Genomic DNA, 21,203 nt, shown 5'->3' with positions numbered 1-21,203 from the left:
GTCAGTCATCTTGGCCGCCCTTCGGCGCTAGGGAGAGTTCCTGCTCGGCCAGACGCAGCACGGAGTCGATGTCCGCCGCCCCGGAATCGACCTCCGCCCGCCGTTCCGGGTGGTCGGCGGCAGCCGGGACGAGTGTGGTCTCGAGGTACTCGGCCAGCGCGTGGGGTGTGGGATGGTCGAACAGCGCGCTCGCGGGCACACGCACTCCCGTCACCGCGCGCAGCTGATTGCGCAACTCGACTATGCCCAGGGAATTGAGACCCTGTTCGTGGAAGGGCTTTGTGGGCCGGATCGCGGAGACCGAGTCGCGCCCGAGCACCTGCATGGTGTGGTGGCACACCAGATCGCGCAGCGTACGGGCCCGCTGGGGGCGCGACATTTCGGCCAGCCGGCGTGCGAGCGAGGACGCTTCCGCGAACGGCTCACTGGCTTGACTCTGCCGCGCTTCGGGTAGGTCCGCGAGCAGTGGGCTGCGCCGGGTGGTGGCGAACACCGCAAGGAATCGCTCCCAGTCGACGTCCGCGATCACCAGCCCTGATTCGTCCTGCGCGAAGGAAGTAACCAGCGCGGCGACCGCCAGTTCCGGGTCGAGCATCGCCATTCCGTTGCGGCGCAACCGCGCCTCCACGAGCTGCGCGTCCGCGCCGTCCACTGCCATGCCTCCGTTCCCCCAGGGGCCCCAGGCCACCGACGTGGCCGGGAGTCCGTCGGCGCGGCGTTGTTCGGACAGCGCATCGAGGTAGGCATTCGCTGCCGCGTAATTGGCCTGGCCGGCATTGCCGATCGCGCCTGTGGCGGAGGAGAACATCACGAATGCCTTCAGTTCTCCCGCGAGTTCGTGGAGGTTCCTTGCGCCTTCGGCCTTGGCACGCAGGACCCTCGCGAGCCGCTGCGGGTCCAGGGCGTCGATCACGCCATCGTCGAGCACACCGGCTGCGTGCACGACCGTGGTCAGCGGGCGGTCCTTGGGGATCCGGGCGAGCAGGGCTGTCACCGCCTCCCGGTCGGCCACGTCACAGGCGGCGACGTCGACCTCCGCTCCGAGCCGGGTCAGTTCGGCAACCAGCTTGCCGTCCTCCGTGTGTCTGCCTGTCAGCAACAGTCGTTCGACACCCTCAGCCGCCAGCCATCGGGCCAGGTGTCGGCCCAGCGCGCCGAACGCGCCGGTGATGAGCGTGGTCCCGCGCAAGGGCCAGTCGCGTCGCGGTCCGGCTGCGACGGGTGCGCGTAGCATGCGCCGGACGAACACGCCCGATGAGCGCACCGCGACCTGGTCCTCCGACGAGGTGAGCACCCCCGCCAGTCGTTCGGCCGCACGTGCATCGAGGATGGGCGGAAGGTCGACCAAACCGCCCCACCGCTGCGGGTGCTCCAGGGCCGCCACCCGGCCCAGTCCCCACACGGCAGCCTGGACCGGGCTGCTGAGCCGATCGCCATGGCCCGTGGACACCGCTCCCTGCGTCGCGCACCACAACGGCAACTCGATTTCGGCGTCTTGCACGGCCTGGATGAGCGCGGTCGTCAGCGCGAGCCCAGCGGGTACCCCGGCCGTTCCCGGATGATTCCGCTCATCCAGCGCCAGCAGGGACAGCACCCCGTCCACCGGCTCGCCGTCCGCCGCGGAGGCAAGGAGCTCGGCGATCTCCGCTCGGTCGGCGCCGTTTCTTATCGGCAGCGCCCGGGTGCCGAGCGTGTCGCTGAGTGGTTTCGGCACGGGGAGGTGTTCGCAGTGGGCGATCATCCAGTTCTGCGGACGAGCGACCTGATCTGCCACCGGCTGCCAGGATATGCGATAGCGCAGGGGGTCCATCGCGGCTTCCCGGTCGTGCATGTGCCGCCACCGCGCGATTGCCGGGAGCAGCTCGCTGAATGTCCGGTCTGTGTCAGTGCCCAGCAGATCCTTCAAGCGCGGGAGGTCCTCGCGTTCCACGGCCTCCCAGAAGGCCGAGTCCGTCCGTGCGCCGCGCTTCCCGGACGCGTCGGGCATCAACCAGAGCCGTTCGCGCTGGAAGCGGTATGTGGGCAGATCCACCCGTCGTGCCCCGCTCCCGGCATACCACGCAGAGAAGTCCGGTCCGTGGCCGCGGACGTGCAGCGCTGCGACGGCGCCGAGAACGTCGTCGTTCCTCAGGACGGGGATCGCTGCCGCGTCGCCGGTTTCGGCGAGGATGTCGGAGGCCATCTCGGTGAGCGTCGTCCCCGGTCCCAGTTCCAGGAAGGTGGCCGCACCCTCGTCCCGCAGCGTTTGTATGCCTTCGAGGAACCTGACCGTGCCACGTGCCTGGCGCACCCAGTACTCGGGGGAGCACAGCTCCTCGGTGGTGGCCCGGCGGCCGGTCAGGCCGGACACGACAGGGATCTCGGGTGTGTGGTAGGTCAGGCTCTCTGCGACCGCGCGGAACTCGTCGAGCGCGGGTTCCATCAGGGAGGAATGAAAGGCGTGGCTGACCCTCAGGCGCTGGGTCCTGCGGCCTTGAGCACGGAGCCGGTCCGCCAGAAGGACGACGGCATCCTCCGTTCCGGAGATCACCACCGACCGTGGCCCGTTGACGGCGGCCAGCGACACGCCCGGCGGCAACAACGGCGTGACCTCGTCCTGCGATGCCGCCACCGCGTACATCGCGCCCTCCTCGGGCAGCGCCTGCATGAGTGAACCTCGCGCAGCGACCAGCTTGCACGCGTCCGGCAGGGACAGCACCCCGGCCAGATGGGCGGCGGTCAACTCGCCCAGGGAATGCCCCAGCAGCATGTCCGGCCGGACACCCCAGCTCTCGAGCAGCCGGAACAGTGCCACCTCGAGGGTGAACAGAGCCGGCTGAGCGAACTCCGTCCGCTCGAGGTGTTGTTCGCCCATGCCGAAGACCGCCTCCACCACCGGCCGGCCCAGCGCGGCGCACACCTCGTCGACAGCGGCGGTGAATACGGGACGCGTGGCATACAGCTGGCGTCCCATGCCCAAGCGCTGACTGCCTTGACCAGTCAGTAGGAAGGCCAGGCCGCCCTCGGCCACTGAGCCGACGGTGAGATCGGGATCGGGCCGGCCCGCCGCGAGTGCGGTCAGCGAGCGACGCAGCGCGTCCCGGTCACTGCCCGTGAGTACGGCCCGGTGAGTCAGCGCTGACCGCGTCGTGGCAAGGGAGAAGCCTATGTCGTGCTCACTGAGATCGGGGTCGGCGTCCCAGTGCGCGGCCAGACTGCCGGCCTGGTCTCGCAGCGCGGCCTCTGAAGCACCCGAGACCGTCCACAGCGGTCGCACGGAAACCTGGGGCTGTGCGGGGGTCTCCACCTCGGCAGGCGGCTGCTGAAGGATCACATGCGCGTTGGTGCCGCCGATCCCGAAAGACGACACGCCCGCCCTCCGGACCCGGCCGTGGTCGGGCCACGGTGTCTGCTCGGTCACCAGCCGCAGCCCTGCGCCCCAGTCCACGTGGGAGCTGGGCCGGTCGACGTTGATGGTTGCCGGTAACAGGCCGTGCCGCATGGCCAGCACCATCTTGATCACCCCTGCTGCGCCGGCCGCAGCCTGGGGGTGGCCTAGGTTGGACTTCACCGAGCCGACCAACAGCGGCCGGTCCGGGAGCCGGTGTGCCCCGTAGGCTTCCACCAGGGCAGCGGCTTCGATCGGGTCGCCCAGTCTCGTGCCTGTGCCGTGCGCCTCCACGACGTCCACGTCCGACGGCCGCAGCTGGGCGTCAGCGAGCGCGGAGAGCAGCATCCGGTGTTGCGCCGCGCCGTTGGGCGCGGTCAGCCCGTTGCTCGCGCCGTCGGAGTTGACTGCCGATCCCGTGATCAGAGCGAGTACCGGATGGTTGTTGCGGCGCGCGTCTGAGTACCGCTCCAGGACGAACATCCCACCGCCTTCGGACCAGACGGTGCCGTCAGAGTCCTCGGCGAACGGCTTCACCCGCGCATCCGGTGCGAGCCCGCCCTGACGGCTGAACTCCACGAAGACCAGGGGGGAGGCCATCACGGTCACGGCGCCCGCCAACGCCAGCGAGCACTCGCCACGGCGCATCGCTTGGACGGCGAGGTGCAGCCCGACCAGTGACGAGGAACAGGCCGTGTCGATGGACAGGCTGGGCCCCTGCAGCCCGAAGGTGAAGGAGATCCGGCCGCAGGCCACGCTGGGCGCGGTCCCGATCGTCAGATGCGGCCTCGTCGTCGCGGCGGCATACCCGGGGCCGGTTCCGTAGTCGCTGTGCGACAACCCTGCGAAGACTCCGGTGTCGCTGCTGCGTAACGACACCGGATCGATACCGGCCCGTTCGAACGCTTCCCAGGACAGTTCGAGCAGCAACCGCTGTTGCGGATCCATTTCCAGGGCCTCGTGCCGGCCTATGCCGAAGAACGCGGGATCGAACCCTGCGGCATCGTGGAGGAACCCGCCCTCGCGAACGTAGGTGGTGTTCGGCCGCCGCCGTTGTGGGTCGTGCAGGCCGGCCAGGTCCCAGCCGCGGTCGTGCGGCATCGGCGAGACGACGTCGCGACCCGCAACGATCAACCGCCACAGGTCCTCAGGCGAGTTCACCCCACCAGGAAACCGACAGCTCATGCCCACAATGGCGATCGGCTCGTCCGAGCCGCTCCGACGGGGGATGACGGCCTCCGGCTGCGGCACCCTGTTGTCCAGATACGCAGCCAGTCGGTTGGGAGTGGGATGGTCGAACAGCGCGGATGTGGCGATCTTCAGTCCGGTCCGCCTGCGCAGCCGGTGGACGAGTGCCACCCCCGCCATGGAGTCCAGCCCAAGCTCGAAGAAGGACCGGTCCGGCCCATAGTCACCCTTGATCACCGCTTCGACCTCGGCCCGAATCAGCCGGCGCAGATCCGTCGGCCGGGAAGCGGCGCGGGGGGGCAGTGCCACGGCGGTGGTCAAGTGAGTGCGCCGACCGCCCCAGTCCCGGAAGACCTCCCGCCAGTCCACCGGGACACCGTGGCTGTGCAGTTCGCCCAGGGTAGTGAGAAGGGCACGCTCGTCTGACTCACCGCCGCGCAGCGCGGCGGTGACGAGGACGTTTCCGGAGCTGGACTCGGGCAGCGTTTCCTCGACGAGCGCGGCGAGTATTCCGCTTGCGCTCATGTCCACGTAAGTGTCGACGCCCTGTGCGTCGAGGCCGTTCACGCAGTTGAGGAAGTGCCCGGTGCCGCGTACCTGCGCGCCCCAGTACTCGGGAAGGCAGACCACACCCGGATCTGATCCGAGTGATGTGTGTACCGGTATGAGTGGAATGTTCGGTGGTTGCGGCGAAAGGGTGCGGGCGAAGTGCTCGAAGTCGGCTGCCATCGCGGCCATGTGCGGGGAGTGGAAAGCCCGATCGACCGGCAGTTGCTTCACCTTCCGGCCGCGGTCGGACCACAGCCCTGCGATCCGCAGCACGGTGTCGCGGTCGCCGGAGACGACCACGGAGTTCGGGGCGTTGACGGCGGAGATCGAGGCCAGGTGTTCGAGCCCGGCCAATGACTCCAGCGCCTCGACCTCGGAGACCCGCATCGCGACCATTGCACCGCCGAGGGGGGTCTTGTCCCGGAACAGCCTGACCCGCTCGGCCAGCAGCGCACATACGTCGGGCAGCGAGTAGACTCCGGCAGCCGTCGCCGCGGCAAGCTCGCCCACCGAATGCCCGGCGACGAAATCCGGGTGTACACCCCAGTGCTCGAACTGGCGGAACAGGGCCATCTGGAGGGCGAAAAGCGCGTCCTGCGCGTACATCGCCTCGTCGGCGGGCGCGACCTCGGTGCTCGGGCCGTCGCCGAGCAGGAGGCCGCGCACCGACCAGGTGGACGCCGCCTCCAGGTGATGGCACACCTCGTCCAGGGCGTCGGCGAACACGTCGAACAGCGGGTACAGCTCGCGTCCCATGCCCAGCCGCTGTCCTCCCTCGCCGGGAAAGAGGAAAGCGACCTTGCGCTCGCCCTCGGCCCGGGCCACGCTGCCCCTGCCGGCCGCGAGTTCGCTGAGTCCTTCGGTGAGCTCCTCGCGGTCATTGGCGAGAATCACGGCCCGATACGGCAGATGCGGCCTGGCGACCGCCAGGGTGTGCGCGGCGTCCAGCGGGTCCGGACCGTCGGGCTCGGCAACTTGGACGCGCAGGCTTTCCGCCTTGCCGAGGAGGGTCGCTTCCGTTTCCGCCGACAGCAGCAACGGCCATGTCCGCACCACGGCTGTCGTCGTCGCCACCCGGCGTGCGGGGGGCTCTGACATCACCAGCGCGCAGGCCGTTCCGGCGCTGCCCACGGAACTGAGTACCGCGGTCAACCTGCCGTCAGGAGTGAGCGGAGCGCCGTCGAGGGGGATATGCCTCCGGCTGAGCAGTACCGGCATGTCCAGCAGTGCCGTCACCGCGTCGTCCATGTCGTCCGGATCACTGCTGCTGGACAGGCTCTCCAGCGCGACTGCCCCTGTGTGGTACCCGCGCCGCCACAGGAACTGAACGCCGTCGCGGTCCGCGCCAGCACGCGCACACGCCTGTCGGACGACCTCACCCCTGCCCAGCGCGCTGCCGTCGATCGTGCAGTGGATCGGGTCGTCGTCGGCCAGCGCGGCCGCCATCGCCTTCAGTACCAGAAACCCACCGCCTGCCCCGGGCGTCAAGATTCCCGCGAATGCGAGCACGGACTCACCGGCGTTGATGCTCTGACAAGCCAGATGCACCACCCCGGCGGGCAGGGCGTCCAAGGTCAGGACAGGCCCGACGGCACCGAGACGGGTGGCGATGAGATCGGCCTGCGCTGTGGCGAACACACCGGCCGACATGGCCTCGAGCTGCTCAGGAACAATTCCGGAATTTTCCAGCGCCCGCAATGCGGCGTCGTCCGGCGAAACCGCCGGGGAGACGCGGGACAGGCCGATGACCGCAATCGGCGCCGGGCGAGCACTATCACTGAGCTGCATGGAATCCACCTGTCCCGCTCACCATCGACACACATCGCCCGAACGCAGGCCGCAGCCATATCGCCCAGGGGGGACGCCATCGATTGCGGTGGCCTGTCGGGGAAGCGCAGCGCGTTTTCAAGTAGCCTAATCAGGGCCGACAAAAAGATGTCAAGTCCCGAGTTCAATCAGAATTAAATTCTTAGTGTATACCCTAGTTCCATGGGGCGCCGACGTGCCGGAATGCTAATTCGGGCTAGGCTGTAGTCCCCGGAATTAGATCTATCGCGTTCGTGGCTCCGATCCGCTGTGGATCGGTGGGAAGGTGTCCCTCTCCCACTTGTGCGCCCGTCGCTCCCACAGCGGCCCCACCTGGATGCTGTGGGCCTTCCCGACCCAGGCCGGCGCCGGGCGAGGTACCGACTACCGAAGGGAAGCAGCGTGAGGCGACCCATGCGACCTGCCCTGCTCGACGGCCTGACCCTGGGGGAGAGCCTGGCCCGGTTGGCGAAGGCGTCGCCGGATTCCCGGGCGGCATTTCCTGCCGTGGGAGACGAGATCACGGCGGCAGAGATGCACTCCGCAGCAACTGCGGCCGCGCACGAGTTCCTGCGTGCCGGGATACAGCCCGGCGAGATCGTGGGCGTGTTGGTGCCTACTGCGGCGAAGTTCCTCACCACGGTCTTCGGGCTGTGGCGGGCCGGAGCGGCGGTCAGCGTCCTGCCGATCCAGGCCGGCTTCGGTGATGTGCGGGGTGCGGGGCGCCGACTCGCGGCCATTGTCGCCGCGGCGGGCATGCGCCACCTCGTACTGGACCCCGGCTACGACGCTCTCGGCCGCGAAGTCACCACGGAGAGCACCGGTCTGACACTCGTGCCCCCACCTTCGCGCAGCGGCACGGGCAGCGCACTTACCCTGCCCGTCATCGATCCCCGCTCTCTGGCCGTCGTCCAGTTCACCTCCGGCAGCACGAGTCTGCCCAAGGGCGTGATGCTTCCTCATTCGACCGCCTTGGCCGGTCTGCGGGCCTGTGTGACGTCGGGCGCGTTCAGCCCGGATGACGTGTTCGTCCAGTGGGTGCCGACCTTCCATGACATGGGCTTGATCGGTCTGCTGTCCCATCTGCTCAACGGGGCTGACGTCCACGTCTTTTCTCCGACTGTCTTCCTCCGCCGGCCGGGCGCGGTGCTCGAGCACTTCGCCGCACACGGTGGCACTGTGCTCACCGGACCGAACTTCTCCTACGACTACCTGCTCGACCACGTCCCCGCGCAACGACTGGCCACGCTCGACCTGTCGAGCTGGCGGCTGGCTTTCAACGGTGCCGAACCGGTCAGCGCGGCCACCGTCCGGCGCTTCACCGAGGCACTGGCGCCCAGCGGCGTCGGCCCGTCGGTGATGTACCCGGTGTACGGCATGGCCGAGGCCACTTTGGCGATCGCCTTTCCCCGCCCCGGCGACACCGCGAGGATCCGCGCGGTGGATCGCGCCGAACTGGCTGCAACCGGTGTTGTGCGTACGGTCGAGGAGACCGGGCCCCGGGCCAAACCGGTTGTCTCGGTCGGCCGCGCCGTTCACGGTGTTGATCTGCGTATCGTCCGTGAGGACGGGGAGTTGGCCGCCGACGGTGAGCTCGGGGAGATTCAGATCTCGGGAGAGCCGGTGACCAGCGGGTACTTCAACAACGCCGACGCGACTGCGGAGTTGTTCCACGATCGGTGGCTGCGTACCGGCGACCTAGGTTTCCTGCTCGATGGCGAGTTGTACGTCGCAGGGCGGCGCAAGGAGATGGTCGTGGTGCACGGGCAGAACTTCTTCCCCGACGACGTCGAGGCCGTCACGCGCAGCGTACCGGGCGTCTACCGCCGACGCTGCGTCGCCTTCTCCGACACCGACACCGAAGGCGGCGAGCTGATCGGAGTCATCGTGGAGACCGCCGACGATCCCGCCTCGGTTTGTGAGGAGGTCCGCAGGACAGTGAGCGCCGAGCTGGATCTGCCGCATGTGCGCGTCTACGCGGTCAAACCCCGCTGGCTTCCCCGTACCACTAGCGGCAAGTGGCAACGCGTGCTGGCCGCCCGGCGTGTGACCGCCGGCGACACCGAGGTGGTCCCCGCAACCAGATTTCCAGACCAAGGAGAACGGGCGTGAAGAGCCAAACGACGTCACCGGCCGGCGTGCCCCTGCTCGAAGACGATCAGATGCACAGCGCACGGGTGTTCGCCGGCTACCAGCACGCGACCTGGGAACTGCACCACATCCCGTGGGATGCGTTCCGAGCCGACCTGGTGCTGCCTGAACACATCGTGTTCGCTAAAGGTGCCATCGTGGGCGAATCCAATGTCGTCGCCGCCACCCATGGACTACTCAATGAGTTCGCCATGGACTACGACTTCTCGCAGTTCGCGTGCATCTGGGGTTACCAGGAAATCCAGCACCATCTCGCCTTCCAGATATGGCTGCAACTGGCGGGGCACAGCATCGCTTTCGGCACGACCGCCTCGATGCGTGAGGCGTACCCGCCGGGGGTGACTCGGGCGGCCACCCTGGCCACCAACGTCATCTGCGAGGTGCTGGCCACCCACGCCTACAGAAGCGTCGCTCGCAGCATGCATGAGCCGGTGCTCGCCGCGATCCTGAAGAAAGCCAGCGGTGACGAAGCACGGCACGCGCGCGAGTTCGTTCACTACACGGCACAACAACTGGCAGAGCGGCCGGAGGAACGCGCGTCGGTTCTGGAGACCCTGTACATCTATATGGGTACGACACGTGATATGTACCGCCATCCGGTCAGTCGGTTCAAGGGGAACCTGCCTGAACTGGAGAACCACGAGACCATTGACGAGATGTTCGCCTACTTCGCCAAGGTGGACGTAAGCGGCTCGGAATGGGCGAAGTGCTGCGAGCAGCTCTTCAAGTATTTCTCCACGCTCACCGGCTACAAGCTGACCAAGATGTCCGACGTGCGGCGGGCGATCGCCACAGAAGAGTCAGGGACGGAAAAGGCATCCGTATGAGTGCCGCACGGAATACCACCGGCGAAGAGGTCGCATTTCCATGGGACTCGGAACCCTCATTCAACTGCTTCGGTTGCTCCCCGCGTAACCCGATCGGGCTCAAGCTGCGCATGAAACTGCTGGACAACGGCGATTACGCCGCCGATACCAGGTTCCCGGAGAACTATGCGTCCTACCCGGGGATCGTGCACGGCGGGATCGTGAATGTGCTGGTGGACGAGGTGATGGGCGACACTCTCGCGTTGGTCCACGGCATGCTCGCGTTCACCGTGACCCTACGCAGCAAGATGTTCTTACCTCTCAGGGTGGGAGAACCGTATCTGACTGTCGCGCGGATCACCGGCCGAGGCAACGGGGTGCTGCACACCGAGGCCGAGATCACCGGACCCGGCGACGAGTTGCACGTGATGGCCACCGGAACCTACCAGCCCATCCGCTCCGAGCAGGCCAAAAGGCTGATGGGTCTGGATGAAACCGCTTTCGGCCGCATCCAGCACTATTTCGACCACGGAACAACAGGAGAATCATGCCCGCCGAGTCCGCCACACGCGAACAGATCGCCGCGGTCGCCATCGACTGTCTCGCCACCGAACTGAAGACCTCCGCCTCCGGCATCAGCGGCGCCGATGTACTCAAGAACCTGCCCAACGCCGACTCGCTGAGGCTGCTGCGAGTGGTATCCAAGCTGGAGCGCCACTGGGACATCGAGTTGGACGACGAAGCCGTCTTCGCCGCGACGACCGTGGACGAACTGGTCGCCATCATCGAGAAGTATGTCAGCGGAGAACGGTCCGAGTCATGATCACGAACTCTGCCGACCAGGCGTGTCAGGCCACGAACAAGCACTACGAGCTGCCGGCTGAGCTGTTCGCTCTTTACCTCGACCGGCGGTTGAAATACAGCTCAGGGCTGTACACCGATGAACACACCGATCTCGACCAGGCGCAGACGAACAAGCTGCACTTTGTCGCGCGGCAGCTCGGCCTCACTGGTGGCGAGCGGATTCTCGACGTCGGCTGCGGCTGGGGCAGCCTCATCTTGTTCATGGCGCAGGAGTACAGATGCCATGTCACCGGCGTCACCCCATCGCGTCCGCAGGCCGAGTACATTCAGGTGCAGGCGGAGAAGTCTGGCGTGGCCGAGTTGGTCACGCTGGAAGTCGGTTCATTCACGGAAACCGAGACGCCCGGCCCGTTCGATGCAGTCACCATGCTGGGCTCTATCGTGCACATGCCGAACCGGACTCAGGTACTGGACAAGGTGTACGGGCTGCTACGGCGCGGTGGGGCCCTGTACCTGTCGGAAAGCTGCTTCCGGGACCGCGCCATCTATGCAGAGTTCTCGCGTCGGCCGCATACCCGGCACGTCACGGAGGACATTTTCGGGTTCGCCGACATGGTGCCGCTCTCGGTACTGGTGGAGGCACTGGAATCAGCCCGGTTCAGTCTCGCCGCGCTGACCGACCTCACCGCTCACTACCACCGCACCATCGAGGAGTGGGAGGAGCGTCTTGAAGCCGCGCGTGACCGAGTCGAAATGACGGCGCCGGGCATGAGCGAGCCACTTCTTCGATATCTGCGAACGGCTAACGCCGGCTGGGGCTACACCACCAAACACTACGCACTGACTGCGGTGAAATCCCGGATGGGTCAGGCGAAGGCTCCATGAACGAACCACTGCCCCAAGCAGATCTGCAGCGGTCCGGACTCTTCCTCCCCCCCGGGGAAATGCGGGAGTTGACGCGGAAGGCCGTGAGTCGTGCCGACACACGGCAATGGTCGATCGAGGAACTTTCCTGGGGGATGCTGCGGCCGGAAGCACTCACCGACACCGACAGGTCTGTGGTCCGGTTCATCACCTTTATCGAGGACCACATTCCCGGTTATCTCACGTATTTCCTTGATGCTTTCCCCGTGTCGGGTGAGGATTTATCGATAGAGGAGTTCTGTTTCAACCGGGAGTACTTCCGATTCCTGGTCTCTTGGGCGAACGAGGAGGAGCGGCACGCCTCGGTGCTCGCCAGATACCAGATCGAGGCCGGCATCAGAAGTCCCGAGGAGCTGATGCGGGAACTGGCCGAGGAGGGACGGAAGAAGTTCGCGCTGCCGTACGAGGAGCCAGTACAGGCCTTCACCTATACGCTGGTCCAGGAGAAGGCCACTCAGCTGTTCTACCAACGGTTTAAGGCGGTGGCCAAGGAGCCGGTGCTGCGTGATCTGTTGCATCGGCTGGCCAGGGACGAGGCGCGGCATTTCGCCTTCTACTCCGAGCTCATCGGCGCCTACATCAAGCGACACGGGCTCGCGGCGACCGTACCCGATCTCAAAGATGTGTTGTCGACTTTTCGGATGCCCTTGGCGGACACGCTGAACGGGTACTGGCGGTGGTCCCTGAAAGTCATGGATGCCACATCGTACGACCACACCGAGGCGTACGACGCGCTCGTGCGCCACGTCAAGGATTTCGCCACATCGAGAGGCGATGCTGCAGCCTCCGACCTGGCCGAGTTCGTACACCGCATCCGCTCGATCTGACCGGCTCGGGCAGCTGCCCGCCTGAGCCGGGACGGGCATATCACCACAGGGACAGGACGGAATGACGCCAATTTTCGATCCCCGGGATCCATCCATGCGGTCCGATCCATATCCCATCTACCGGCGCCTACGGGAAATTGACCCGATCCATCAATCGCATTTCGGATACTGGGTTATTTCGCGCTACAGAGATGTGGATACCGTACTCCATGCACCGGCAGCTTCGAGTGAATTCTACCGCAATGAAACATGGGCCAACCGGCGCGGCGGCGCGGAAAGTCCGCTCATGCGGAGTGTGCAGGACTGGATGCTCATGCTGGACGGTCCGGCGCACAGGCGGATTCGCAGGGTGATTGGCGAGGTCTTCACCCGATCCTCCGTGGAGCGGCTTCGGCCGCGTATATCCACCGAAACGAACCGGCTGCTCAGTGTCATGGGTGAAGGTGAGTCCGACCTGATCGAGTGCCTCGCGCTGCCTCTCCCGGTGACCGTAATCTGCGAACTTCTGGGATTTCCCGCACGCGATCGAGACCATTGTCGCCGCTGGACGGAACAGATAAGCCGCGTGATTGACCCCTCAATCACCTCCGAGGACACGGTCGGTATGAATGCCGCGGAAGTGGAATTTCGAGAATACGTGGCCGATCAACTCGACGAGCGTAGATCCGTACCACGGGAAGACATCCTGTCTCTCCTCCTGCACGCCGAGGTCGATGGTGTCAGACTGACCGACCGCGAGATCATCGCCAATGTCCTGTTCCTTTTCGTCGCGGGCCATGAAACGACAGTCAATCTGATCGGAAACGGTATGCTGGCACTTCTCCGGCACCCCGACCAGTTGCAAATGCTGCGCGACAACCCCGGCATGATCAGCGATGCCATAACTGAGATCACTCGATACGACGCACCTGTGCAGATTGTTTCCAGAATTCTAACGGACGAAGTCCGCCTGGAAGACGCCACACTCCCCGAGGGAGCCAAGGTCATGCTACTTCTCGGGGCGGCCAGTCGCGATCCCGCCCGTTATCCGGATCCCGACCGTCTGGACCTCACTCGCACCGGAACGAGAACGCTGGCTTTCAGCGGTGGACCCCACTACTGCATCGGCGCGGCACTCGGCAAACTTGAGACCTCCATCGTGCTGACGGAGCTACTCCGACGCTTTTCCAAGATCGAGCTCGCCAGCGAACAGCTGGTCTGGCGCCCCAATGTCAGCTTCCGTGGCTTGCGCGAGCTGCCCCTGGAGCTGACCGGTGAGGGGGTTTAGACCGTGTCCTACGTGGTGAGGCGGACGAGTCGTTTGTAGCAGCAGAGGGCGGCGGCCAGGCCGAGAAATGCCAGGTGGTTGCGGGGATTGCGTTCGTAGCGAGGGCTCAGGCGTCGGTGGCCGGACAGCCAGGACATCGTCCGCTCGATGACCCAGCGGCGGCGGCCCAATCGTTCGCTGGACTCGATGCCTTTGCGTGCGATCCGTACCCCGATGCGTTTGCCGCGTAACCATTTCCGCAGGTCGGCGCGGTCGTGGGCTTTGTCTGCGTGGAGGCGCTGGGGCTTGAAGTACCGGCCGCGGTGGGGGTCGTGTCTCGTTTGGTGCCCCTCGACCATGGGCTTCAGCCCGTCGCTGTCGTGGGTGTTGCCGGCCGAGACGCCGACGAGGAGGGGCAGTCCGTTCGCGTCCGACAGGACGGGCATCTTGGAACCCGGCTTGCCCCGGTCCACGGGGCTCGGACCTGTGTGCTTGCCCCTTTTTAGCCCTGACATGGGCGGTGTCCAGGACGACGCGGGTGACATCGATGAGGCCGGCGTCGTCCAGCCGGTGCAGCACGGCCTCGTGCAGCCGCCCCCAGACACCGGCTCTCGATCAGATCAGGAACCGGCGGTGAGCCGTCGACTTCGATATGCCGAAGCAAGGCGGCAGCTGGCGCCAGGCGCAGCCGCTGACCAGTACGTAGACGATGGCCGCGAACAGCGTCTCATCAGGCGTGTCCTGTGTTCCGCCGCCCTGCGGCCGCACCCTCGACGGCGGGATCAGCGGCTTCGCGATCTCCCACAGCCCGTCCGGAACAATCCAACTCCACGTCCCCCGCCCCATACCGAGGTCAACGACGCCTCACCACGTAGGACACGATCTTAGGGCAGCGGCCGAAATCGGCCGGGTGCGGGGCGACTTCACGGCCGGACACCTGCCGGGCGTCGCCCCGCCGCCCTGCACGGTGACGGCGCCCGGTGCGCCGCCGAGACAGCGCGAGGTCCGCCCATGTCCGTCAGCTCCGACGCCCCTGACCCAGGCTCTTCGAGCACCGCCACCGCAGCCGGTACCGCGAGCACCCAAAGGCCCCAGGACTCGCCCCGCGCCGCCGTACCGCCGCGACGCCCGACAGGCTTCGGCGCCCTGCTGGTCCGGCTGCACTTCTACGGGTGTGAGACTGGTAGGCCCACATGTTGAGGTGTCGCGTATTCGTCAGCCGAGACGGGTTCATGGCCTGATGGAGTGGCGGACAGTGATGTTCGGGAGTCTCGCCCTCCGCTGTTTGACCTCGTCTTGTGACTGCGAGCTTCCGCTTACTCCAGATAGAGAGCTGCCAAGCGGGGCAGTCGGCGAGTCATTTCGTCTTGGTCATCGAAATCGAAGTTCCAGGTGGGGTCCAGCTCCCGGTAGCGGATGGTGGGTGGGCTCGCGGGGAGTTGATCACCGGTCGCCGAGATGTGTGCGTTCCAGGCGATGCCCAGCATGTCCTCACCCTCCAGGTCGACACCGTCGGCTGCGGAGGATCGAACGATGGGCAGTTCTGCCAGGGCATCGGGATCAGCGACTACGCGCTCGAAGACTTTACGGCCCTGAGCGATCAGCCAGCCGCGGAAGTAGTCGAAGCCGTCGTCAGAGCACCCACCGTTGGCGATGTAAGCAGCGGCCCACAGAGGATTGGTGTACGAGTCAACCATTAGCTCCGACAGCACCTGCTCAGCTGCGATGATCTCCTCGACCGGCCGGGAGGCCAGCAGCGAGGTCGCTTCGCGAGCGACCGCTTCGCCGTCGTTCGGGTTGGATGCCTGATTGCGGGCTTCCTCAATGAGCTGCCAGAACTGCTGCTTGTTCATGGAGGCAGAGCCTGCCACCTGGTACTGACATCGGGCCGGTCGCGGGAGCTTGGCCCTTCAGAGCAGCCACGTCGGTTCTGTCAGCATGTGTGGTCGCCGGGTGCATATCGGCTCCAGGTTCCTCCGGCTTCGGTGACCAGGCGGGTGGCGGTCTTGTCGTGGTAGCCGAGTGCCTTCGCGATGATGGGTGCCGGGGCTTGGAGGACGAGCTGGTGGATCGCGGAGGTCCTCCTCGTTGCGGCGGGACGCCGATCTTTCGGAGGTGGACCTGGAGGCTGACCGGGTTCATGGGCCGTCCGGGCTGGCGGCCGGGGAAGAGCCACTGTGAGCTTCTGCTACTGGCGTAGGGCATCTGCTGTCGGGACCGGATGTAGGACCCGCATCAGGTCGGCGGCGGGCTCCGGCAGCGGGGACGGCGGCTCTCTCAGTTGGACGGTGACGGTGGTCTCGTCGTCGGTGATGTCGTCGATGGTGAGGCGGACGTTGCGGCTGACGGGTTGCGCGTAGAGGAGCACGAGGGCAGCGGCGACCCGGGCCCGCAGGGGCAAGGAGTCGTCGTTGAGGACCCGGCGGAGGATCGCGAGCCGGCGGTGCTGGTGCAGCGGTTCCGAGTCCTGAGTGATGACCGCGGGCGGCAGAGTGAGGCGGGGCATCCGGCCAGTCTTCATGCACCACCGCAGGAATGACTGGGACGGACGGCGGGTGGCCAGGTTCTCGGTGTGCCAGGCGCCGATGTCGGCCTGCTGGCACTGCCCGATCGCGCGCCCGCGGTCGGCGAGCCATGCGAGGAAGGGGTGTGTCAATTTAACGGCTGATCTTGGTTGTTGAGTGATCAGTTGTTGCTCGGGGTCAGGCGACCCTCGAAGGCGATCTGGAACGCATTCAGGGGTGCTTTCCAGCGCATGGTCCACCGCTTGCGGCCCTTGCCCGTGGGGTCCAGGCTCATCAGGGCCATGTAGATGCACTTGAGGGCGGCGGCCTCGTTGGGGAAGTGGCCGCGGGCACGGACGGACCTGCGGATGCGGGCGTTGACGCTTTCGATCGCGTTCGTGCTGCAGATGACCTTGCGGATCTCGACGTCGAAGGAGAGGAAGGGCACGAACTCGGCCCAGGCGTCCGACCACAGCTTCACGATCGCCGGATACTTCCGGCCCCACGCTTCCTGGAACTCCAGGAACCGCTCCGTCGCGGCGTCCTCGCTGGGTGCGGTGTAGACGGGTTTGAGGGCCCCTGCGACCTTGTCCCAGTCCTGGCGGGCGGCGTAACGGAACGAATTGCGCAGCAGGTGAACGACGCACGTCTGGACAATCGTGCGAGGCCAGACGGCCTCCACCGCATCGGGAAGGCCCTTGAGCCCGTCGCAGACCAGCATGAGCACGTCGTCCAGGCCGCGGTTCTTCAGCTCGGTGAACACGTGCAGCCAGTACTTGGCGCCCTCGCCGCCGTCGCCGGCCCAGATGCCGAGGATGTCGCGGGTGCCGTCCACGGTCACCGCCATCACCACGTAGATGGCATCGACGAACAAAACGGGGTAAACGCGGTCGAGAGGACGGCTCTGCCATTCCGCCATGCCGTCCATGACCTTGTCGGTGATGGTGGAGATGGTCTGCTTGGAGACCTCCGCCCCGTAGACCTCGGCCAGGTGAGCGGCGATCTCCCCATGAGTGAGGCCCTTCGCCGAGAGCGACAGGACCATCTCGTCCACTCCCGTCAGCCGCCGCTGCCGCTTCTTGACGATCTGCGGCTCGAACGTGCCCGAGGTGTCACGCGGGACTTTGACCTCGACCGGGCCGACGTCGGTCAGCACCGTCTTGGCCCGGCTCCCGTTGCGGGAGTTGCCGCTGCCCCGGCCGCCGGCATCGTGCTTCTCATAGCCGAGGTGATCGGTGATCTCACCTTCCAGGGCCGATTCCAGGACCCGCTTGGTCAGCTGCTGCAGCAGCCCACCCTGCCCGGTCAACTGCAGTCCCTCCGACCGGGCCCGCTCCACCAGCATCGCGACCAGCTGCTCATCCGACACGGGCTCAGGCTGCCCCAACCGGGCACTCTCGACAGGCTCCACGGTCTCCAACTCCACGGCGGTGTCAGTCACTTGACGTCTCTCTCATGATCGTCGGATCCGCCGTTAGATTTACACTCCCCCCGCTCAGCCAACGTGACAGCGCCCTTGGGCGGAGTCGCCGATCATCACGAGTTGGGCATGGCCTCGTCGAGCCACGAATTCCTGTTCAAGGACCGAGTTGGTGTCGTGGGCTTCGTCGAGGCAAAGGAAGTCGGTCTCGATCTTCGGTTCGGTCAGAGCCCACATCTTCAGGTAGTGGTCGTGCTCGAAGCGGACCTCGCCTCGCTCGGGATTCGAGCAATGCTCAAGACCTAATAGCAGTGCACGGTGACGGGTGACCTACTCAAGACCTGGAGCCAGACTCCTCTCCACAGGCAGAGGGCCCCGTCACCGTGCATCTGCCGGAGTTCGTCGCACATCTCCATGATGACGTCATGATCGTGACCTGAGCCGTCCGTACGGCCACCTCTCCCTCACCACGTGAGCCGCCGAGCTCCTTCCAGAGACCGGGGACCGTGCGGGGAGCTGGGGCTGCGAACTGCTCATCGGATGTCGGGCCATCGAGCCCTCCTATTAGGTCGCGGCGCGCCCTGCGCAGGCTCACACCAGGACGAGCACGAAGAGTAGGGAGCTTGAAGTTGACGATCACGTGCGGGATCGACTGGGCGGAAGACCACGTGCGCCACGAGGCGCTTGAAGTCGAGCGGAGGTGAGAGACCTTCGACTCCTGGCCGTCGCAGCGGCCGGGTGAAGCTGAGGGCAGCCTGATCCGGGAGACGCCGGGGAGGGTGGGAGCAGCCCTGACAACGTCGGGACGTGCCAGTACTGCCAGATGGCGCGGGTCCGGTCAGCGAGACGGGAAGGTGTACGAGAGGAACCAGTGTCCGACGCCCCTTAACGGCCCACCAGCTCAAATCTGGCGGATATGGGCTGGTCGCGGTGTGTACCCGCTTCTTGTGCGAGAGCGGGTAACTCCTGGTCGCCATGTGATCAACGGCCAGGAGGCCACGGTGAATGTCTGCGGCGTAACCGTGGCGATGCCGCAGGGGTAGAGCTGGGCGCCTCACCCGTCGATCGACTGTCAAGTGAACGTGGGAACCGTCCGGTGGCGTCCTCGCCCCGTGCAGCCAGCACGGCGGAAGGACAGGCGCGTCGTCTGCTGTTGGCGCCGGGCGGGGCGGAGGCTCCGTAGTAGTCCGAGGCCGGGAAAGCCGGCCGCATGGCCAAGGGAGCCAGCAAGTCAGTAGTGGAAGTACTGGAAGACCGGGAGGACGCTGGTGAATACGAGTGATCTGCCGCTCGGCTCGTTCCGGGGCGAGCGACGGGTACTGGAGATCCAGACCAAGCTGCACCGTTGGGCGAACGACGATCCTCATCGTCGGTTCGACGATCTTTACAACCTCGTCTGCGATCCCGCGTTCCTGGCCATGGCCTGGGAGCGGGTTGCGGGGAACAAGGGCGCACGCTCGGCCGGAGTCGACGGGATGACCGCCGCCTTCGTCCGGGAACGGATCGGCGAGGTTCAGTTCCTCGCCGAGCTGCGGGAGCAGTTGAAGTCCCGCAGTTTCCGTCCGGTGCCGGTCAGGGAACGGATGATCCCCAAGCCGGGGTCGCGCAAGCGACGGCGTCTTGGGATTCCTTGTGTGGCCGATCGGGTGGTCCAGGCGGCCCTGAAGCTGGTGCTGGAGCCGATTTTCGAGGCGGATTTTGCGCCGTGCTCGTACGGCTTCCGCCCCAACCGGCGGGCGCACGACGCGATGGCCGAGACACGCTTTCTGGCATCCAAGACATACGAATGGGTGCTGGAGGGCGACATCACGGCCTGCTTCGACGAGATCTCGCACTCGGCCCTGATGGACCGGGTTCGGGCTCGGATCGGAGACAAGCGCGTGCTCGCGCTGGTGAAGGCGTTCTTGAAGGCGGGCATCCTCACCGAGGCTGGCACCTCCAAGGAGACCGTCACCGGCACCCCGCAAGGCGGGATTCTTTCGCCATTGCTGAGCAATGTGGCCCTCTCGGTCCTGGACGAGCACTTCGTCAAGGCTCCCGGCGGGGCGCAGTCCACGACGAAGCAACGGTGGACACGACGCCAGAAGGGGCTGCCCAACTACCGGTTGATCCGGTATGCGGACGACTTCGTCATTCTGGTGTCGGGCACCCGAGCCCACACCGAGGCATTGCTTCTAGAAGTGGCGGAAGTCCTCTCCACCGTCGGCCTGCGGCTCTCGGAGGAGAAGACACTGAGCGTTTTCAGAGTGGCCACCGGTCGGGTGACGGGGTGACCTTGCGCAACGCACAAGGCTCCTGTGCCGTTGAGAGAGGTGTTCGACGTCTCAACTCATCAGCGCAGGAGCCTCGTTGGTTCCCTATCCTGCCTCACTCGACCTCTCGCACGCTCTGATCGAGTGGGTCACCATGCTCATCGTCACCCGTGAGGGTGACCGCCGCTGCAAGCTTCCGCCGCACCAGCGTGCTCTCGTCGGCTTGGTCTACCTTCGCCGGCACGACACGCTCGCGCAGATCGCCGCCGGTTTCGGCATATCCGTCGGCACTGCCCATGCCTACGTCACCGCCGTCGTCGGCCATCTGTCCCGCCGGGCGCCCGGGCTGCTGCGGGTCCTGCGGGAAACGGATCCCCAGTACGTCCTGCTCGACGGAACGCTCGCCGAGTGCGACCGGGTCGGTGACAGTCGGTCCGACTTCTCCCAGAAGCACCGCCGCCACGGCGTGAACGTGCAGGTCGTCGCCGACCCTGCGGGCAAGCTGCTGTGGATCTCGCCCGCACTGCCCGGCCGCACCCACGACCTGACCGCGGCCCGCACCCACCGCATCATCCGGATCTGCGAACGCCAGGGCGTGCCCGTACTGGCCGACCGCGCCTACATCGGGGCCGGCTCCTGGGTAACCACGCCCGTCAGACGGCTTCCGCACCAGGACCTCACCGCGACCCAGCGAACGATCAACCGGGCGCTGTCAGCGGCACGAGCACCGGTCGAACGAAGCATCGCCAGACTGAAGTCCTGGCGCGTCTTCCGCAGAGCCCGCTGCAGCCCCAACGGCATGACGGTCATCGCCGCTGCCGTCCTCACCCTGGAGCGTCAACGCTGAAAACGCTCACTGATCACGCACATTGACGAGGGCCTCGACTTCCTCGGCTGGCGCATCCAGCGTCACCAGAAGCGAGGAACCGACCGGCAGTACGTCTACAACTACCCGGCCAAGAAGGCACTTCGGTCCGTCAAGGCCAAGACGAAGGCGCTCTGCCGGATGACGTCAGCCTGCCGCTGGCAGTCCTGCTGCACCGGCTCAACCAGGTGCTGCGGGGCTGGACCGCCTACTTCCGCCCCGGGGTGTCCGCCCGGTCCTTCCAATACCTGCGCATGATCGTCTGGCGCCAGGTGTTGGGATGGCTCCGCCGCAAGCACCTCGGCACCGGGTGGAGGGAACTCCGCCGCCGCTACTGCGACGGCGGACGGTGGCCGCACGACGGCGACGTCGTCCTGTTCAACCCGGGTTCGGTAGTCACCACGCGATACCGGCCTCGGGGGACGACAATTCCGTCTCCGTGGCCCAGCACGATCTGAGGAAAGCGACTGCTCAACGGGGCTTGTGGAGAGCCG

Annotated in this window: 14 protein-coding genes and 2 pseudogenes; 10 read left to right on the top strand and 6 right to left on the bottom strand. The window is 66.2% G+C overall.

Annotation, left to right across the window (positions count from 1 at the left end):
- Window position 1 precedes the first annotated feature (1 nt).
- Complete coding sequence (locus tag OG852_RS01740; protein WP_330346864.1) at window positions 2–6,892, bottom strand: type I polyketide synthase; 6,891 nt, start codon at window positions 6,890–6,892, stop codon at window positions 2–4.
- Window positions 6,893–7,324: 432 nt separating this feature from the next.
- Between OG852_RS01740 and OG852_RS01735 the strand changes: the two genes are divergently transcribed.
- The 7 genes from OG852_RS01735 to OG852_RS01705 all read left to right on the top strand — a co-directional run bounded on the left by OG852_RS01735 (window position 7,325) and on the right by OG852_RS01705 (window position 13,689).
- Window positions 7,325–9,022, top strand: coding sequence for an AMP-binding protein (locus tag OG852_RS01735; protein WP_330346863.1), 1,698 nt, complete (start codon window positions 7,325–7,327; stop codon window positions 9,020–9,022).
- A complete protein-coding gene (locus tag OG852_RS01730; RefSeq protein ID WP_133918030.1) occupies window positions 9,019–9,888 on the top strand; it encodes a ferritin-like domain-containing protein in 870 nt (289 codons plus the stop codon). The genes OG852_RS01735 and OG852_RS01730 overlap by 4 nt, the downstream gene beginning before the upstream one ends.
- Window positions 9,885–10,484, top strand: coding sequence for a PaaI family thioesterase (locus OG852_RS01725; protein ID WP_208117410.1), 600 nt, complete (start codon window positions 9,885–9,887; stop codon window positions 10,482–10,484). Before OG852_RS01730 ends, OG852_RS01725 begins: the two co-directional genes overlap by 4 nt.
- Complete coding sequence (locus OG852_RS01720; protein WP_133918029.1) at window positions 10,415–10,690, top strand: acyl carrier protein; 276 nt, start codon at window positions 10,415–10,417, stop codon at window positions 10,688–10,690. Before OG852_RS01725 ends, OG852_RS01720 begins: the two co-directional genes overlap by 70 nt.
- Window positions 10,687–11,556 carry an SAM-dependent methyltransferase gene (locus OG852_RS01715; protein WP_330346862.1) on the top strand — a complete coding sequence of 290 codons (870 nt, stop codon included), beginning with the start codon at window positions 10,687–10,689 and terminating at the stop codon, window positions 11,554–11,556. Before OG852_RS01720 ends, OG852_RS01715 begins: the two co-directional genes overlap by 4 nt.
- Window positions 11,553–12,422 carry an acyl-ACP desaturase gene (locus OG852_RS01710; protein WP_133918027.1) on the top strand — a complete coding sequence of 290 codons (870 nt, stop codon included), beginning with the start codon at window positions 11,553–11,555 and terminating at the stop codon, window positions 12,420–12,422. Before OG852_RS01715 ends, OG852_RS01710 begins: the two co-directional genes overlap by 4 nt.
- Before the next feature lie 61 nt (window positions 12,423–12,483).
- Entirely contained in the window at window positions 12,484–13,689 is a 1,206-nt protein-coding gene (locus OG852_RS01705) for a cytochrome P450 (protein WP_133918026.1), read from the top strand.
- Between the two features lie 8 nt (window positions 13,690–13,697).
- Here OG852_RS01705 and OG852_RS01700 read toward each other — a convergent pair.
- From OG852_RS01700 to OG852_RS01680, 5 genes and pseudogenes are all read right to left on the bottom strand, one after another.
- A pseudogene (locus OG852_RS01700) lies at window positions 13,698–14,514 on the bottom strand (IS5 family transposase).
- A gap of 470 nt (window positions 14,515–14,984) precedes the next feature.
- On the bottom strand, window positions 14,985–15,521 hold the full coding sequence (locus OG852_RS01695) for a DUF4240 domain-containing protein (protein WP_133918025.1): 537 nt from the start codon (window positions 15,519–15,521) through the stop codon (window positions 14,985–14,987).
- 335 nt (window positions 15,522–15,856) lie between these two features.
- Complete coding sequence (locus OG852_RS01690; protein WP_133918023.1) at window positions 15,857–16,324, bottom strand: hypothetical protein; 468 nt, start codon at window positions 16,322–16,324, stop codon at window positions 15,857–15,859.
- Between the two features lie 29 nt (window positions 16,325–16,353).
- Complete coding sequence (locus tag OG852_RS01685) at window positions 16,354–17,517, bottom strand: IS256 family transposase (RefSeq protein WP_330351376.1); 1,164 nt, start codon at window positions 17,515–17,517, stop codon at window positions 16,354–16,356.
- Window positions 17,518–17,688: 171 nt separating this feature from the next.
- Window positions 17,689–17,874: pseudogene (locus OG852_RS01680) on the bottom strand (DNA helicase); the annotation flags it as partial.
- Window positions 17,875–18,860: 986 nt separating this feature from the next.
- On the opposite strand from OG852_RS01680, the gene OG852_RS01675 reads away from it, so the two are divergent.
- From OG852_RS01675 to OG852_RS50825, 3 genes are all read left to right on the top strand, one after another.
- Entirely contained in the window at window positions 18,861–19,865 is a 1,005-nt protein-coding gene (locus tag OG852_RS01675) for a reverse transcriptase domain-containing protein (RefSeq protein WP_330346861.1), read from the top strand.
- 76 nt (window positions 19,866–19,941) lie between these two features.
- Window positions 19,942–20,691 carry a transposase family protein gene (locus OG852_RS01670; protein WP_330346860.1) on the top strand — a complete coding sequence of 250 codons (750 nt, stop codon included), beginning with the start codon at window positions 19,942–19,944 and terminating at the stop codon, window positions 20,689–20,691.
- A gap of 206 nt (window positions 20,692–20,897) precedes the next feature.
- Window positions 20,898–21,167 (top strand): group II intron maturase-specific domain-containing protein, encoded by a 270-nt coding sequence (locus OG852_RS50825; protein ID WP_443064497.1) that lies wholly within the window; start codon window positions 20,898–20,900, stop codon window positions 21,165–21,167.
- Window positions 21,168–21,203 lie beyond the last annotated feature (36 nt).

The sequence above is a fragment of the Streptomyces sp. NBC_00582 genome, from assembly GCF_036345155.1.
Taxonomy (GTDB): domain Bacteria; phylum Actinomycetota; class Actinomycetes; order Streptomycetales; family Streptomycetaceae; genus Streptomyces.
This window is presented reverse-complemented; position numbering and strand designations above follow the sequence as displayed.

Excerpts from the sequence above, each read along its gene's own strand:
- OG852_RS01740 (WP_330346864.1), bottom strand. The coding sequence starts at position 6,892 with ATGCAGCTCAGTGATAGTGCTCGCCCGGCGCCGATTGCGGTCATCGGC.
- OG852_RS01735 (WP_330346863.1), top strand. The coding sequence starts at position 7,325 with ATGCGACCTGCCCTGCTCGACGGCCTGACCCTGGGGGAGAGCCTGGCC.
- OG852_RS01725 (WP_208117410.1), top strand. The coding sequence starts at position 9,885 with ATGAGTGCCGCACGGAATACCACCGGCGAAGAGGTCGCATTTCCATGG.
- OG852_RS01720 (WP_133918029.1), top strand. The coding sequence starts at position 10,415 with ATGCCCGCCGAGTCCGCCACACGCGAACAGATCGCCGCGGTCGCCATC.
- OG852_RS01715 (WP_330346862.1), top strand. The coding sequence starts at position 10,687 with ATGATCACGAACTCTGCCGACCAGGCGTGTCAGGCCACGAACAAGCAC.
- OG852_RS01710 (WP_133918027.1), top strand. The coding sequence starts at position 11,553 with ATGAACGAACCACTGCCCCAAGCAGATCTGCAGCGGTCCGGACTCTTC.
- OG852_RS01705 (WP_133918026.1), top strand. The coding sequence starts at position 12,484 with ATGACGCCAATTTTCGATCCCCGGGATCCATCCATGCGGTCCGATCCA.
- OG852_RS01695 (WP_133918025.1), bottom strand. The coding sequence starts at position 15,521 with ATGAACAAGCAGCAGTTCTGGCAGCTCATTGAGGAAGCCCGCAATCAG.
- OG852_RS01685 (WP_330351376.1), bottom strand. The coding sequence starts at position 17,517 with ATGCTGGTGGAGCGGGCCCGGTCGGAGGGACTGCAGTTGACCGGGCAG.